Origin of the sequence: Amycolatopsis sp. FBCC-B4732, assembly GCF_023008405.1 — a bacterium.
Taxonomy (GTDB): Bacteria; Actinomycetota; Actinomycetes; order Mycobacteriales; family Pseudonocardiaceae; genus Amycolatopsis; species Amycolatopsis pretoriensis_A.
On the sequence record NZ_CP095376.1, the window covers coordinates 2,390,994 to 2,405,331 of the forward strand.

Here is a 14,338-nt window from a genome sequence, read left to right on the forward strand (position 1 = left end):
GGCGCTGCTATCCGGCTTTCGACCGCCCGCCAGCGCGTTCACCGGCCGAGGCGGTGTGCGCTTTCCTCCGCCCGGCGCAGCGCCGTCAGCAAGGCGGCTCGGCCCGTCTGGTCGATGTCCTCCGTCAAGGCGTCCGTCGCGGCCTCGCCGCCGATGCTGAGCTTGACCGCCAGGCGGCGGTGGATCGCCGCCATCGTCGCCGCGTCGAAGTCGGGGCGGACGAAGGCCAGCAGGAGGCGGACCTCGTCTTCGCAGCGGTGGTAGCTGTCGAGCACCTGGTCGTTGCCCGCCGCCGTGACGATCGCGCGGTGGAACGCGCCGTGGACCTCCGTCAGCTTACGCCACGACGGCCGTGGGGTCCGCTCGGCCAGTGCTTCGAGGCGTTCCACCTCCGTGACGACCGGGGTCAGGTCCGCGCCCCGGTCCAGGGCCATGCGCAGCGCGCCGAGCTCGAGGACCTTGCGGTAGTCGAAGATCTCGTCGATGCGCGCCCGGCTCAGCGGCGCGACGACCGCCCCGCGGTGGCGTTCGTGGCGCAGCAGGCCGCGGTCGGCCAGCAGCCGCAGCGCCGAACGGACGGTGTGGCGGCCCACGTCGAAGCGGGCCGCCAGGTGTTCCTCGCTGAAGCGGGCGTGGCATGGAGATCGACGGAGTCCAGGTTCGCGGCGAGTCCGGCCAGCCCGTGCTGCTGCTCCCCGGCGGCGCCGAAGGCTGCGACGGCTTCTTCCCCGGCCTGCCCGAGGGGCTGGTGGCCGATCCAGGCGCCCGCGTGATCCTGCACGACCGGCCGGGCACCGGGACGTCCACTGTGGATGGCTCACTGGCCGGAGCCGCGGCGTACCTCGGCTCGCTCGTCGAACGGCTCGGCCTCGGTCCGGTCGTGGTGGTCGGCCAGAGCCTCGGCGGCGCCGTCGGCGTCCTGCTCGACCCGACCCCGATCAACGACGCCAAGGTCTGTGCGGGCCTGGAACGCACGATGAGGGTTCTCGGCCGGCTGTCGGCGGTGCCGGGTTTGCGTCAGGTGCTCGCCAAAGCCCTCCGCACGACGGCCCTGCGCACCGGCCGCGACCTGCGCCCGGACTGCCAAGCCGCCCTCGAGCGCACGGCGGACCTCGACATCCCGACGCTGGTCCGCGCGGTCCGCGGCGTCACCGACCTGGCCCGCGACCTGCGCGAGTCCGACCTCCCGCGCCTCCCGTCGGTGGTGGTGACGGCGGACCGCAAACCGGACCACGCGGTCCACCGCGCGCACGAACGCCTGGCGACGGCGTTCGGCGCGCAGCTGGTGAGCTGGCCGGGCGCGACGCACAGCGTCCACCTCGACCACCCGGACGAAGTCTTGGCGACGGTCCGGGAAGTCGTCGCCGGTTGAACCCCGCCGTCAGACGCAGGGCATCACCGTCGACACGCTGATCGCCGGGCTCCAGCCGGCGCTGTCGTACTGGATCTTGAGCCACTCGCGGGTCCTGGAGCCGCACGGGGTCTGGTACGTGAGACGGGCGAAGATTGTCCGCTGCTCGCCCGCCGCCAGGGTGATGCTGCCGCTGTCGTCGTAGATGGGCTCTGTGCCGTCGAAGTAGAGGGACGTCTCCAGCTCCCAGTGGACCGTGCGAGCGCTGGTGGCCCGGTTCACCAGGCCGAGGTAGCCGCGGTCCAGGCAGCTGTCGTGGTCGCAGTTGTACCGGACGCAAACCTGGTACGCGATCTTGCCCCACCCCCCGGTGCCGGAGCACACCGGTGAGACGGCGGCCGACGCCGGTGCGACGCCACTGACCGGGGCAGCGGAAGCCGGCGTGGCCACGGACAGCGCCACGGTGAGCGCGAGCCCTGCGGCCGCCGCGATTCTGCGGAACGACATCGGTGTGCTCCTCTTGCCGAGCCCCGGCTGGTCCGGGGTGTCGGTGTCGCACACGCCTTCCGCCGCCCCGCGGTTTAGTGCGGCCGGCCGGGGACGTTCCCGGACGCTGGACAGCCCGAAATCACCGCTTTCCGCTCGAAGGGGTGCCCGACGTGAGGTACGACGTCTTGCCGTCCGGCCCGCCGAACGCCGCGTTCACCGGGTACCGGTAGATCTTCCCGGTCGCGTTTTCGTCAGCAGGAGGGTCTGGCAAGGAACCGCCACCGCGAGGCGGCGTCCGAAGTGGACGGTCATGCCGGGACCGCCCGGCGCCGGTTCTGGCCGCGTAGCCGCGGTTGCCGGTTTCTGCTGCCGGTCACCGGGAAAGGGCTGAACCACGGCGGTGCCGGTAGAGGAGCCACACGAAGTACGGCGCGCCGATGATCGCGGTCATCAACCCGGCCGGGAGCTGGCCGGGAGCGATGACCGTGCGGCCCACGGTGTCCGCCACGCAGACCAGGATCGCCCCCAGCAGCGCCGCGGCCGGCAGCAGCCGGGAATGCCGGCTGCCCACGATCGCGCGTGCCGCGTGCGGGGCGACCAGCCCGACGAACGTGAGCACCCCGATCCCGGCGACGGCCGCGCCGGTCAGCAGCACGGCGCACGTGAGCAGCAGCAAGCGTGACCGGACGACCGGCACGCCCAGCACCCGCGGTGTCTCGTCGTCCAGCGCCAGCAGGTCGAGCTCGCGCCGCATGCGGACCAGCACGGGCGCCGTGAGCACCAGCACCAGCGCCATCGGCACGAGGTGGGTCAGGGTCCGGCCGTAGGTCGAGCCGCCCAGCCAGGTCAGCGCCTTGGTCTCGTTCCACGGGTCGGACAGCGTGATCAGCAGCGTCACCACTGCCTGCGTCGCCGCGTGCACGCCGAAGCCGATCAGCACCAGGCGTTCGCTCGTGAAACCGCCCCGGGCCGCCACCGCGAAGACCACGGCCATCGCGAGGGCGGCACCCAGGCCCGCGGCGCCGGTCAGGGTCCAGAACCCGACCCCGGACACGAGCGTGATCACGGTGACCGCGCCGAGGCCCGCGCCGCCGACGACCCCGATCATCCCCGGTTCGGCCAGCGGGTTGCGGGCGACGGCCTGGGTGAGCGCGCCGCCCAGCGCCAGCGCCGCGCCCGCGAGGAGCGCGGCGACCACACGCGGTACGCGGGTGTCCAGCACGCCGGTGACGAGCGGGCCCGCCTGGCCGCTCAGCCAGTTGACGACGTCGCCCAGCAGCAGTTTCGCGTCCCCGAGCAGGACCGCGCCCACGGCGACGCCGACCGTCGCGAGCGCGAGCACGACCAGCACCACCCGGTACCGGATCGCGCTGACGCCGCTTCGCGCGCCCGCCGCCGGGGGTTCGGCGGTCGCCGAGGTGATCCGGGCGGTGCGGGCCAGCACGATGAGGAAGATCGCGCCGAGGATCGTCGTCACGACGCCGGTCGGCACTTCCAGGGCGCGCTGCGGGCTGATGATCGCGCGCAGCAGCACGTCGGCACCGAGCAGGAGCACCGCGCCCAGCGCCGCGGAGAACGGGATCAGCGCCGCGTGCCGGTGCAGGCCCGGCACGACCGGCGCGAGCAGCCGGGCCAGCGCGGGTGCGGCCAGGCCGACGAAACCGATGGGACCGGCCAGGGTCACCGCCGCCGCGGCCAGCAGCACGGCCAGCCCGATCGCGGCGAAGCGGACCCGTCCGACGTGGACACCCAGCGTCCGGGCGTGGTCGTCGCCGACGTGGACCAGGTCGAGCCGCCGGGCCAGGCCGAGCAGCGCGGCCAGCGCCAGGCCGACGAGCGGGCCGAGCGTGCGGACCCCGGCGAGCCCGTTCTGCTCCAGCGAGCCCTCGCCCCAGGCGAACAGGCCGCGGGTTTCCTGGGCGTACAGCAGCAGGAGGACCTGGGTCACCGAGATCAGCGCCAGCGCGATCGCGGTGCCCGCGAGCACCAGCCGCACGATCCCGGTCCCGCCGGTGCCGGACAGCGCGAGCACGAACACCGCCGCGGCCAGCCCGCCCGCGAACGCGACGCCGGCCGCGCCCAGCAGGGGCAGCGAGACGCCGAACGCCGCGACGGCGACGACCGAGAGGTGCGCCCCGGCGTTGACGGCCAGGGTGTCCGGCGACGCCAAGATGTTGCGCGACACCGACTGCAGCACCGAGCCGGCCACGCCGAGCGCGGCGCCGACCAGCAACGCCGAGAGCAGCCGCGGCAGCCGCGACTCGACGACGACCGCGGTGGTGTCGCCGGACGCGCCGCGGAACAGCAGCCGCAGCACGTCGAGCGCGTCGACGCTCGCGGTGCCCTGCGTCAGGTGCACCGCCGAACCGAGCAGGAGCAGGGCGGCGAGCCCGGTGCCGAGCAGCGCCGCCCGCCCGCGGCGGCGGACCGCGGGCGGGCCGGGCTTGGTCAGGGTGAGCACCGCTAGTTCTTCAGCGCGCCGACGGCCGCGTCGACGAACTGCTCCATGGACTTCGGGCCGCCGAACATCCAGAGGGAGTCCGGGAAGCGGTGCACCTTGCCGCTCTTGACGAACGGGAGGTTCTTCCAGATCGCGTTGTTCGCCAGCTCCTGCTGGTACGGGTCGCCGTCGGCGTTGTTGGCGATGTACCAGAACCGGACGTCGGGCAGCTGGGTCAGGCCCTCGACGTCGGCCTGCGCGAGGCCGTAGGCGGGGTCGCCCGCCATCGGCCACGCGGTTTCGAGGCCGAGCTTGCCGAACACGGCGGACACCAGCGCGCCCTTGGTGTAGGGCCGGATGCTGACCGAGCCGGACGTGACGTAGGCGTCGGAGAACGCGACCTTCTGGCCGAGCGCGCCCAGCTTCCCGACCTCGGCGCGGCCGGTCGTGAGCTTCTGGTCGAACTCGGACTTCAGCTGCGCGGCCTTGGTTTCGGTGCCGGTGGCCTTCGCGATCACGTCCAAGCCGGCGTACATCCCGGCGATCGGGTCCTGGGCGTTGCCGCCCTTGATGACGATCACGGGCACCTTCGCCTCGATCTGCTCCAGCGCGCCCTCGGTCACGCTGTCGGTGACGATCACGAGGTCCAGCCCCAGCGAGCCGAGCGTGTCGAGGCTCGGTTCGCCGCGGGTGCCGATGTCCTTCGGGGTGCCGTCGAGCTTGCCGGCGCTCACCCACTGGCCGTAACCCTTGATGTCGGACACGCCGACCGGCATGACCCCGAGCGAGACGAGGTGCTCGACGCCGTTCCACTCGGTTGCCGCGACGCGCTTGGCCGGGTGGGGCAGCTTGACCTCCTTGCCGCGCGAGTCGACGACCGTGACGGGGCCGGCTTCGCCCGTGGCGGCCGCGTTGCTCGTGGGCTCCTCGGTGGTGCCGCAGGCGGCCACGAAGAACGTGGCGGCCGCGGTCAGGCCGAGGATCATCCGGGTGATGCGCATGGTTCTCCTGTTTCGATGGGTCAGACCGACGCGGTCCGCGCAGCGGTGTCGTTGAAGCGGCCCACGGCGCGGGCGTGGATCCGCCCGTCGGCCGGGTCGAGCGCGACGTCCACGCGGATGCCGTAGGCACGGCTGAGGTGCGCCGGGGTCAGCACGTCGGCGGGGGAGCCTTCGGCGGTGACCCGGCCGCCCTCGAGCAGCAGCACCCGGTCGGCGACCGCCGCGGCCTGGTCGAGGTCGTGCAGCACCACGCCGACCCCGACGCCGTGCCGGTCGGCGAGGTCGCGGACGACGTCGAGGATTTCGACCTGGTAGCGCAGGTCGAGGAAGGTCGTGGGTTCGTCGAGCAGCAGCAGCGCGGTGTCCTGGGCCAGGCAGCTCGCGAGCCACACCCGCTGCGCCTGCCCGCCGGAGAGGGCCTGCACCGGCCGCTCGGCGAGGCCGGCCAGCCCGGTCAGCTCCAGCGCCCGCTCGACGGCGGCGGGTCCCTCGGGGTCGCGCCCGCCCCAGCGCGACCGGTGCGGGTGCCTGCCGAACTCGACGAGCTCCCGCACGCACACGCCACCCGGCGCGGTCCGCTGCTGCGACAGCAGGGTGATCCGCTTGGCGATGTCCTTTCCGGACAGTGCACGCAGGTCCGCGCCATCGGCGAAGGTGACGGACCCGGCGACCGGCGGGTGCAGCCGCGCCAGCGCGCGCAGCAGCGTCGACTTCCCGCTGCCGTTCGGGCCGATCAGCGCGGTGACGGTACCGGCGCGCAGGGAGAGGGAGGCGGCGCGGACGACGACGTCGCTGCCGTAGGCGACATCGATCTCGCGGGCGTCGACACCGGTGTCGGCGGGGTGGGGGACGTGGGGCACGCGAGAACAATAAGGTCAGGCTTACCTAACTGCAAAGGTGTCGATCGGCACATAACGGGCGGTGATCGGGGAGATACGAAAGCCGGGCTGCCCGGCCTCGCATCGCTGGCGGTGATCGGTGGAACACCCGGGCCGGTCCGGGAGTTGAGCTGGGCATGGATCAACTCGTGGATCGCACGATCGCCGCTCTCCGGGCCGAGCACGACGTGCTGGCCGAACTCACTCGTACGCTCACCGACGAGCAGCTGGCCGGTACCAGCGGTGCCGCGGAATGGACCGTCGCGCAGGCGCTTTCGCACCTCGGCAGCGGGGCCGAGATCGGCCTCGCGCCGATTCGCCGGGCCGCCGGGGAGACCGTCGACGCCGAAGACAACCAGACGATCTGGGCCCGCTGGGACTCGTCCACGCCGCGCGCGCAGGCCGAGGGCTTCCTGGAGCACAACGGGCGCTGGGTCGAAACGGTCGAGGCGCTCACGCCCGAGCAGCGTTCGTCGCTGACCGTCGACCTGGGGTTCCTGCCGGAGCCGGTGCCGCTGGTGACCGCGCTCGGGATGCGGCTCAGCGAGGTGGCCAACCACTCCTGGGACGTGCGCGTGGGCGTGGACCCGGACGCGCGGGTGGAAGCCGGCTCGGCCGAGGTGCTCCTCGACCTCCTCGCCGGGCCCGTCGGCTTCATGCTGAGCTTTCTCGCGAAGCCGGCCGAGCTGGCGAACCCGGTCTCCGTCGGGGTGCCGGGCGGCGGTCTCGTGATCGATGACGCCGTCACCGTCGTACCGCACCTCGAGGCGCCGTCCGCGACGTTCGACGGGCCGGCGGAAGCCTTCGTCCGGCTGCTGAGCGGCCGGCTGAAGGCGCCGTACGACCAGGGTGTCACCGTCGAAGGTGCCGTCACGCTCGACGATCTGCGCCGCGTGTTTCCCGGTTTCTGATGGGCTGACCCAGGGGACGCCAGGCCGGGGAGCCTGGCGTCCCGCCGGCTCACTTCAGGTGCCGGGCGAAGAAGCGGCTCCCGTCGTCGCCCTCGAAGGCCGGGACGCCGGTGTGGCCGCCCGTGTTGGCGTGCAACGTCTTCTCCTTGGCGCCGAAGGCGTCGAAGAGGTCGAGCGCCAGCTGCCGGTCGTTGCCTTCGTCGTCCCACTGCAGCAGGACCAGCAACGGGGTGGTGAGCTGCCGGGCCTCCTCGATCATGCGGCGCGGCACGAAACTCCCGGCGAACAGGACGGCGGCCGCGATGCGCGGCTCGACCAGCGCCAGCCGGACGGCGATGGCGAGCACGCCGCCGGCGAAGCCGACCGGGCCGTCGATCCCGGGCTGTGCGAGGAGGGCGTCGAGCGTGGCCCGCCATTCCGGCACGGCCTGGTCGACCAGCGGGAAGATGAGCCGCTCGACGATCTCGTCGCCGACCGGCTCGCCGGCCGCCAGCGCCTGACGCAGCTCGACGCGGGCTTCGTCGACGGCGGGGAGCCGGGGCCGGTCGCCGCTGCCGGGCAGCTCGATGGTGGCCGCGGCGTACCCGTCGGCGACGGAGTGCCGGGCCCGGGCCGCCAGCCGCGGGTACATCTTCCCCAGGCCGCCGGGGTGGCCGAGCAGGATCAGCGGAACCGGTCCGGCCGGGGACTCGGGCGTCCACAGGATGCCGGGGACGTCGCCGAGGGTGAATCCGCGCTCGAGGACGCCGTCGCCGAGGTGTTTTTCCGAGGTGAAGTGCATGGTCGTGCCTTCCGGGAGAGCTGCTGAACGGCGCTCCCGGGCGACCTATCGCCCGACCGTGACCCCGGAGGAGAGCACCCACGTCGTCTGGTTCACGGGTACCACCTCCTCGGTCTCTCGCACGGTCCCCGGGAAGGTAGCAGCGGCCATCGCGCGCCGCCACCGGTTTACGACCGCGCCGTCGGTCACGTTCGCCGGTCAGGGGTGGCGGCGCAGCCCGTCGAACGCCACCGCGACGACCGCGTCCGCGATCGCCGGTGGCGAAGTGCCGCCGCGCGGGCGGTACCACTCCGCGATCGAGTTGACCATGCCGAACAGCAGCCGCGCCGAGACGTCCGGGTCGATGTCGGGGCGCAGGTCACCGTCCGCGGCCGCCCGGGTCACCAGGTCCGCGACGATCCCGTCGAACTCCTTGCGGCGGGCCAGCGCCGCGCGTTCCACCTTGGTGTTGCCGCGGATGCGCAGGAGCAGCGTCACGAACGGGAGCTGGTCGACCAGGACGCCGACGCTCGCGCGCACGAGGTGTTCGAGCTGGTCGACGGCACGGCCCTCGAACCCGGCCAGCGCGGCCGCTTCGGCGAAGAGGCCGTCGAGGGCGCGGTTCACCGCCAGGCGCAGCAGCTCGTCCTTGCTCGGCACGTGGTGGTAGATCGCCGACTTCGAAATGCCGAGCTTGCGGGAGAGGTCTTCCATGCTGGTGCCGTCGAAGCCGCGTTCGGTGAACGCCGAAACCGCCACGCGCAGCAGGGATTCCAGGTCGTACCCGGGCCTGCCGCGCCGGGCGGTCCGGTTCGTCGCGGTGTCGGCCATGCCGCCATTCTCGCAAGGGCCACCGCCGGACCGGACGTCCGGACGGCGATCCCGGAGTACCCGCACGAGACGCCGGGCGAGCGGTTCGCGCCGTCGCGGCTGCTGCGGGACGAGGTGGCCGCGGGCGAGGCGGGCCGCAAGACGGGACAGGACTTCCACAGCCGGCAGCAGCCGCGGCGCCTCGTCGTGGACCGGCCGCCGTCGCCGTCTCGTAAAGTACGGGGAGAGCGAGGGGGTGGCGGTGGCCGGATCGGGGGGTGCGCGGCTGCGGTCGGCCGTGCTCGCCGCCGCTTGGGCCGGCATTCCCGGGGTCGAAGTCCTGTCGGCCGCTGACGGCGGGCCGCTGACGCGCACCGTCAAGAAGATCATCGATCCGCTGGTCGTGCGCACCGCCGCGCGGCCGCGGCTGGGGCGGCCGCTGCTCGAACCGGCCGAGGCGGCGGAGCTGACCGCGCTGGTCGTCGCCGACGCCCCGCGGTTGCGGGCGACCGCCGCGTGGTTCACGCACCTCAAGCGGCAGCGGCGGGCCCTGCGCATCACCGCCGGCGACGTCCAGGACGTCTGCTTCCCCCTGGCCTACGAACTGGCGACCGGGTCCGGCGCACCCGGGCCGGACGCGCCGGAGACCGCCGCGGCCGCACTGCGCGAGCTGCACGGCGACGGCGAGGAAGCCGGCGTCGCGCGGCTCGCCGCGTACCTGGCCGATCCCCGGGTGGCGGCCGGCCTCACGACCCGGCTTCAGCGGCACTGGCAGGACGGGACCGATCCCGTTCTCGCGCCCGAAGCCGCCGTGGCGCTGCTCGACGCCTTCGCGGACGACCTCGGCGACGACGCCTGGCGCGCGCTCGAAGGCTCCGCCGCCGGGCACGCCCTGGGACTCGCTTTGCGGCGTCCCGGCGGCGTCGAAGCGGTCCCCGGTTCGCCGGAACTCGGGCTGCAGCGCGGCGATCGCACCGCCGTGCCCCCGCTGCGGCGCCGCGACGAAACCGGGCCCGAGCTGCTCGAACGCAGTGTCGAACGCCGGGTGCGTGCCACCCTGCGGCGGCTTCCCGCGGACGAACGCGGTGGCGTGCACACCCTGGTCGACGACGAGCTCGCCCGCGCCGCCGCCGGGTTCGGGCTCGGCCTGCCCGCGCTGGCCACCTGCTTCGCGCTCGGCGTCGTCCTCGCGCCCGCGCTGCGGCCGCTCGACGGTGGTGCGCCCGGTGCGTCCGCGTTCGCCCGGCAGCTCACCGCCCAGGTCGCGCGCGAGGGGTACGTGCTGCACGCCCGCCGGGCGCTGGCCGGCACCACGCCGCTCACCCCGCGGCCGGACCCCGAGCTCGTGCGCGACCTGCGGGAGTTCGCCAAGCAGTTCCTCGGCCGGCTGTGGATCCGGCTGCACGGCTTCGACGTCCGCGGCGAGCTCCCGGCCGGCGCCGGCGACGTCCGGGACCTCGTCACCGGCGTCGTCCGCTCCACCTCGCTGGACCTGCGGACGAAGGTGCGCCGCGCGCTCGTGGCCCGGCTGCCGGACCTGGAGGCCGTGTCGTGACGCACCCGGTGCACACCCCCGTCGTCGCGGCGGACGGCGGCCTCATCCGGTTCGCGCTGGCCGACCTGCTCGCCGGGGCGCCCGCGACGATGCGCGTCGAGCTGAGCGACGCCGCCGCCGCGGAACCGTGGCTGACGCGGCTCGTCGGCGAAGAGCACACGCTCGCGGCCCTCACCGCCGGGCACGTCGAGGTGCCGGCGCGGCCGGAACTGGCCGCGCTCGCGCTGCTCCTGTGGGCCCGCCGGTGGTGGCCCGCGAGCCCGGTCCTCGGCGTGCCGTCCCTGGACCCGGCGCTGCTGGACCTGGAAACCGCCGTCGCGACGACGGCCGTGGCCGAAGGCGTGCTCGACGGCTTCGAGGCCACGCCGGGGGAGCTGTTCGACGCCGCCGCGGAAGGACTCGCGGCAACCGCGGTTCCCGGCGAAGTCCGGGACCTGTGCCATCGGCTGTCCGCCTGGTTCGACGACCGGGACGACGTCGTGCGCGCCGAAGCCGCGGCCGGACTGGCCGCCGCCGTCTCGCCGGGACAGCGGGCGTACGCCCTGGCCGCGGGTTCCTCAGGAAGCCTGTCCGCGGAAGGGATCGTGGCCGGAGGCCGGACGAGCGTCGACTGGGCCCGGGTGCCGCCGGGGATCCTCGACGCCGCGGAGGACACCGTGACCTGGCGGATCGTCGCCGCGCCGACCGCCACCCGGCTGGAAGTCGAGGTCGCCGGAGCTTTCGCCGATGCGGCCCTCACGGCGTTCGCCACCCGTGACGGCGAGGTCGTCGCGGAAGTCCCCTTGCGGCTGGGTGCCGGGTACTTCGCCGGTGCGGCGGACCTGACCGGCGATGTCCACATCGGACTCGTCGTCGGCGTGACGGCCGAGGGCATCATCGGGACGACGCGGGAAGACCGGGCCGACGTGGTCGCGCTCGTCCGGGCCCGCGAGGCGGTGCCGCCGGAAGCCCGGACGCTGGCCGAGCGGGCAGCGGTCGCGGCCGACGGTGAGGAGTTCTGACGTGCTCGTCGGCCTGCCGCCGCCGCTCAACCCGCCGGACCGGCCGCTGCCCGCCGAACTGGCGGGGGCCGGCTCGCACGGCTACAACTGCCGGTGCGTGGCGCGGCACTTCGGCCTCGACCCGGCGCCGTACGGCGAATTGCCGGCGTGCTCGCTCACCGAAGCCGAGTACCGGCAGCTGCTCGGCGACGCCTCCGAGGCCCAGCAGCGGGCGAAGGGGCTCGCCGCGGCGCGGGACTTCGCGGGCGCGCACCAGGAATACGCCCGGTTGCGGCAGTTCGCGCAGCGGCTCGACCGGACCGACCTCGAACTGGCCGCCGTCAGCGATCTGGCGACCCTCCGCTACGCCGCGGGTGACCTGCGCACCGCCCGGCAGTGCGCCGAGGCCGTGCTGGCCGCCTTCCCGGTGAGCGCGGCCGCGGCCGTCCACTTCGGACAGTACGCCGAGCTGCGGATGGTCGAAGGATCCCGTGAGGTCGCCGACCGCGTGCTGATCTCATTGTCCACAGAGGAGGGTGACGTCGGCCGCGCCCGCGAATTGATCGCGGGCCAGCGGCACCGGGCGGCGCTGCGCAAGGCGGCCGGGCCGGGGCAGTACCCGCCCGAGCTGCTCGACCCGCACGGTACCGACGAGCTGGAGCTGCGCATCCTCGACGTGCGCGTCCAGGTGGCGGCGGGTGACCCGGCCGGCGCGCTGGCCGCGCTCGAAGAAATCCTCGCCGCGCTCGAAACCCTCCCCGGCGGAGCCCGCGACCAGGTCGTGTCGCTGCAGGTGATGGCGCGCGCCGAACGCGCCCGCCTCCGCCGAGCCGGCGGCGAGAACGCGGACGCGCGGGCCGACCTGGTCCGGCTCGACGCCCAGCACGAAGGCGCGAAGTTCGCCATCGACCTCGCCGCGGACCGCGCGCTGGGCGGCGACTTCCCGGGCGCGGTCGCGGCGATCGTCGCCGCCCGCGACGCCCTCGCGGCCACCGGCGCGACCGGTGACGTGGCGGAGGCGAGCCACGCGCTGGGCACGCTCCTGCTGCTCGCGGGCGACCCCCGCCAGGCTCGCGACCAGTTCGAGCACGCCGGGCAGCTCTGGAGGGCCAACGGCGACACGCCGGGCCTGCGCCGGCTCGACGTCGCGCTGGCCCGGTGCGCGGCCGCCGAGGGGGACTGGGCGACGGCGGAGGAGCACGTGACGCGCGCGCGGGCGTCCGGGGAGTGGCTGCAGCGCCTGCACACCGACTTCGTGGCGGCGACGATCGGCTTCGCCCGCGGCGAGGACCTGCCTGCGGTGCTGGATCTGCTGCTCCCGGTGGCGCTGGCGGCGGCGGACTACCGCTTCGAGTTCGCGTCGCCGCGGGCGCGCACGGCGTGGGCCCGCGACGTCGCGGGCCCGGCGACCGAACTGCTGATGACACTGCTGGCCCGGCTGAAGGAGCCGAGGCTGGCCGCGGAGCTGATCGAGCGCACCTGCGCGGTCGGCGCGTACACCGGCACCGGGGCACCCACGCTCGACCTGACCGGCACTCTGCCCGTCCCCGAGCCGGCCCCGCCCGCCGCCGGGCTTCCGCTGGCCGCGCTGGGTTCGGTCACAGCGTCGCTGCCGCTGCGGCTCGCCCCGCCGCCCGCGCTGCGCTGGTCGCCGGACTCGCCGATGGAGCTCGACCGCTGGCTCGACGTCGCCGCCGAGCGGTACGGCTCGCCCCGCCCGGCCGCCGGACCCGTCACGACGTGGCCCGCCGCGGAGCCCGGGCGCGAGACGTTCCTCCTGCGTTACGCCGACGCGGGCCACACCCACCTCAGCTGGCGGACCACCGGGGACCTCGGCACCGTGCACGTCCACCCGATCGGCGCCGCACTGGTCGCGACGGCTTGCGAGGTCCTGGCCGCCGCCTCGCCGACCCCGCGCGCGGGGGAGAGCGTCGCCGACGCCGTCCGGCGCTCCCTGGGTGCGGACGCCTTCGGTGGCTTCGCGGGCGAACAGCGCCTGGCCCGGGTGCTCGCGCTCAACCTGCTGCCCGCCGACCTCGTCGCGCGGCTGCGGGCGGCTGCCGCGGGTGGCCGGCGTCCGCTCCTGCGCGTGCAGCCCTCGCCCAGCCTCGCCGCGGTGCCGTGGGGCCTGCTCGCCCTGCCCGACCGCCGTCCGGACCATGTGCTGGAACCGGGCGAGGAAGGCACGTGCTTCGACGGCGACGAGCGTGTCCTCGACATCGCCGACGTCTCCCTGCTCGCGCCCGCCGGGATCCCGCGCCGCCTGCCGCGCGCCGCCGAGGGGCCGCCGGTGTACGTGCTCGACCCGCGGATCCCCGGCCAGAGCGCGTTCGGGGAGCTGGGTTCGGTGCTCGGCAAGCAGGAGCCGGCGTCGCCGCTGATCCGCCACCTGGACGCGCGGCTCGCTGCCGGTCCGGTCCGGCCGGCGGCCGAGCGCGGGCTCGACCTGGTCCGCCGCACCGACACCGACCGGCGGCTGCTCGCCCGGCTGCTGGCCGAGCCGTGTTCGCGGCTGGTGTTCGCCGGGCACGTCAGCCTGGTCCGCGACGAGCACGGCGCACAGACGGCGCTGCACCTGTCCTGCCCGGCCGAACTGCCCGGCACGGCGGACCCGATCGGGGCGCACCGCCCGTTCACCGCCGCCGACCTCGCCCTGTCCGGAGTGGCCGCGATGCCGGCACGGGTGGCGCTGATCGGCTGCGCCAGCGCAAGCGACTTCGGCCTGCCCGAGCCGTTCGGCGTGCTGCTCGCGGCGGTCGCGGCCGGAGCGAACCTGGTGGCCGCGACGGTATGGGCGCTCCCGACGTCGGCGGCGGTGCCCGGCGCGGACCCGATGGCCGAGCTGGTGATCGCGGTCGACACCGCGCTCGGCGGCGATGATCCGGTGGCCGAGCTGTGCGCGTGGCAGCGCTCCCGGCTCGCGCGGTGGCGTGAGCGGCCGGAGTCGGCGTGTTCGCCGGTCTTTTGGGCGGGGGTGACCTGTCTCGATGCTTCCGATGACGGGCAGGCCTGGTGATCGTGGTCGGTGGCGGGTGGCCCGGTCGCCGAGCTGCGCACCTGGCTTGCGGGGTGGTGTGAGCAGCCGGAGCTGTTTGCCTGTCTTTCCGGTGGCGTTGACCGGCCTGGACATCGCCGGCGACCGGAATCCTGGTGAGCGCGCTGG

At 74.6% G+C, this 14,338-nt stretch carries 13 protein-coding genes; 5 read left to right on the forward strand and 8 right to left on the reverse strand.

Annotated features, from left to right (window positions below; all coding sequences use genetic code 11):
- Positions 1–38: 38 nt before the first annotated feature.
- Positions 39–761, reverse strand: a complete 723-nt coding sequence (locus MUY14_RS10270) for a GntR family transcriptional regulator (protein WP_281506328.1) — start codon at positions 759–761, stop codon at positions 39–41.
- Here MUY14_RS10270 and MUY14_RS10275 point away from each other — a divergent pair.
- Positions 644–1,372, forward strand: coding sequence for an alpha/beta fold hydrolase (locus MUY14_RS10275; RefSeq protein ID WP_281506329.1), 729 nt, complete (start codon positions 644–646; stop codon positions 1,370–1,372). The genes MUY14_RS10270 and MUY14_RS10275 overlap by 118 nt on opposite strands.
- Before the next feature lie 9 nt (positions 1,373–1,381).
- On the opposite strand, the gene MUY14_RS10280 is transcribed toward MUY14_RS10275, so the two are convergent.
- The 5 genes from MUY14_RS10280 to MUY14_RS10295 all read right to left on the reverse strand — a co-directional run bounded on the left by MUY14_RS10280 (position 1,382) and on the right by MUY14_RS10295 (position 6,141).
- Positions 1,382–1,858 carry a hypothetical protein gene (locus tag MUY14_RS10280; protein ID WP_247022725.1) on the reverse strand — a complete coding sequence of 159 codons (477 nt, stop codon included), beginning with the start codon at positions 1,856–1,858 and terminating at the stop codon, positions 1,382–1,384.
- Between the two features lie 121 nt (positions 1,859–1,979).
- Entirely contained in the window at positions 1,980–2,111 is a 132-nt protein-coding gene (locus MUY14_RS46835; RefSeq protein WP_281506279.1) for a hypothetical protein, read from the reverse strand.
- Between the two features lie 102 nt (positions 2,112–2,213).
- On the reverse strand, positions 2,214–4,301 hold the full coding sequence (locus MUY14_RS10285) for an iron ABC transporter permease (protein ID WP_315863266.1): 2,088 nt from the start codon (positions 4,299–4,301) through the stop codon (positions 2,214–2,216).
- A gap of 2 nt (positions 4,302–4,303) precedes the next feature.
- Positions 4,304–5,281 carry an iron-siderophore ABC transporter substrate-binding protein gene (locus MUY14_RS10290; protein WP_247022726.1) on the reverse strand — a complete coding sequence of 326 codons (978 nt, stop codon included), beginning with the start codon at positions 5,279–5,281 and terminating at the stop codon, positions 4,304–4,306.
- Between the two features lie 20 nt (positions 5,282–5,301).
- Complete coding sequence (locus MUY14_RS10295; protein WP_396126779.1) at positions 5,302–6,141, reverse strand: ABC transporter ATP-binding protein; 840 nt, start codon at positions 6,139–6,141, stop codon at positions 5,302–5,304.
- Positions 6,142–6,308: 167 nt separating this feature from the next.
- Here MUY14_RS10295 and MUY14_RS10300 point away from each other — a divergent pair, with 167 nt between their 5' ends.
- Positions 6,309–7,070 carry a maleylpyruvate isomerase family mycothiol-dependent enzyme gene (locus tag MUY14_RS10300; protein ID WP_247022727.1) on the forward strand — a complete coding sequence of 254 codons (762 nt, stop codon included), beginning with the start codon at positions 6,309–6,311 and terminating at the stop codon, positions 7,068–7,070.
- Positions 7,071–7,119: 49 nt separating this feature from the next.
- On the opposite strand, the gene MUY14_RS10305 is transcribed toward MUY14_RS10300, so the two are convergent.
- Both MUY14_RS10305 and MUY14_RS10310 read right to left on the reverse strand, forming a co-directional pair.
- Positions 7,120–7,851 (reverse strand): dienelactone hydrolase family protein, encoded by a 732-nt coding sequence (locus MUY14_RS10305; protein ID WP_247022728.1) that lies wholly within the window; start codon positions 7,849–7,851, stop codon positions 7,120–7,122.
- A gap of 198 nt (positions 7,852–8,049) precedes the next feature.
- A complete protein-coding gene (locus tag MUY14_RS10310; protein WP_247022729.1) occupies positions 8,050–8,661 on the reverse strand; it encodes a TetR/AcrR family transcriptional regulator in 612 nt (203 codons plus the stop codon).
- Positions 8,662–8,902: 241 nt separating this feature from the next.
- On the opposite strand from MUY14_RS10310, the gene MUY14_RS10320 reads away from it, so the two are divergent.
- The 3 genes from MUY14_RS10320 to MUY14_RS10330 are packed head-to-tail and all read left to right on the forward strand — an operon-like array spanning position 8,903 to position 14,191.
- Positions 8,903–10,195 (forward strand): hypothetical protein, encoded by a 1,293-nt coding sequence (locus MUY14_RS10320; RefSeq protein WP_247022730.1) that lies wholly within the window; start codon positions 8,903–8,905, stop codon positions 10,193–10,195.
- Positions 10,192–11,196, forward strand: coding sequence for a hypothetical protein (locus MUY14_RS10325; protein ID WP_247022731.1), 1,005 nt, complete (start codon positions 10,192–10,194; stop codon positions 11,194–11,196). The genes MUY14_RS10320 and MUY14_RS10325 overlap by 4 nt, the downstream gene beginning before the upstream one ends.
- A gap of 1 nt (position 11,197) precedes the next feature.
- Positions 11,198–14,191 carry a hypothetical protein gene (locus MUY14_RS10330; protein ID WP_247022732.1) on the forward strand — a complete coding sequence of 998 codons (2,994 nt, stop codon included), beginning with the start codon at positions 11,198–11,200 and terminating at the stop codon, positions 14,189–14,191.
- Positions 14,192–14,338: the final 147 nt, after the last annotated feature.

What these genes read in the sequence shown, in the direction of transcription:
- MUY14_RS10280 (WP_247022725.1), bottom strand. Translation starts at nt 1,858, where the DNA reads ATGTCGTTCCGCAGAATCGCGGCGGCCGCAGGGCTCGCGCTCACCGTG.
- MUY14_RS10290 (WP_247022726.1), bottom strand. Translation starts at nt 5,281, where the DNA reads ATGCGCATCACCCGGATGATCCTCGGCCTGACCGCGGCCGCCACGTTC.
- MUY14_RS10305 (WP_247022728.1), bottom strand. Translation starts at nt 7,851, where the DNA reads ATGCACTTCACCTCGGAAAAACACCTCGGCGACGGCGTCCTCGAGCGC.
- MUY14_RS10310 (WP_247022729.1), bottom strand. Translation starts at nt 8,661, where the DNA reads ATGGCCGACACCGCGACGAACCGGACCGCCCGGCGCGGCAGGCCCGGG.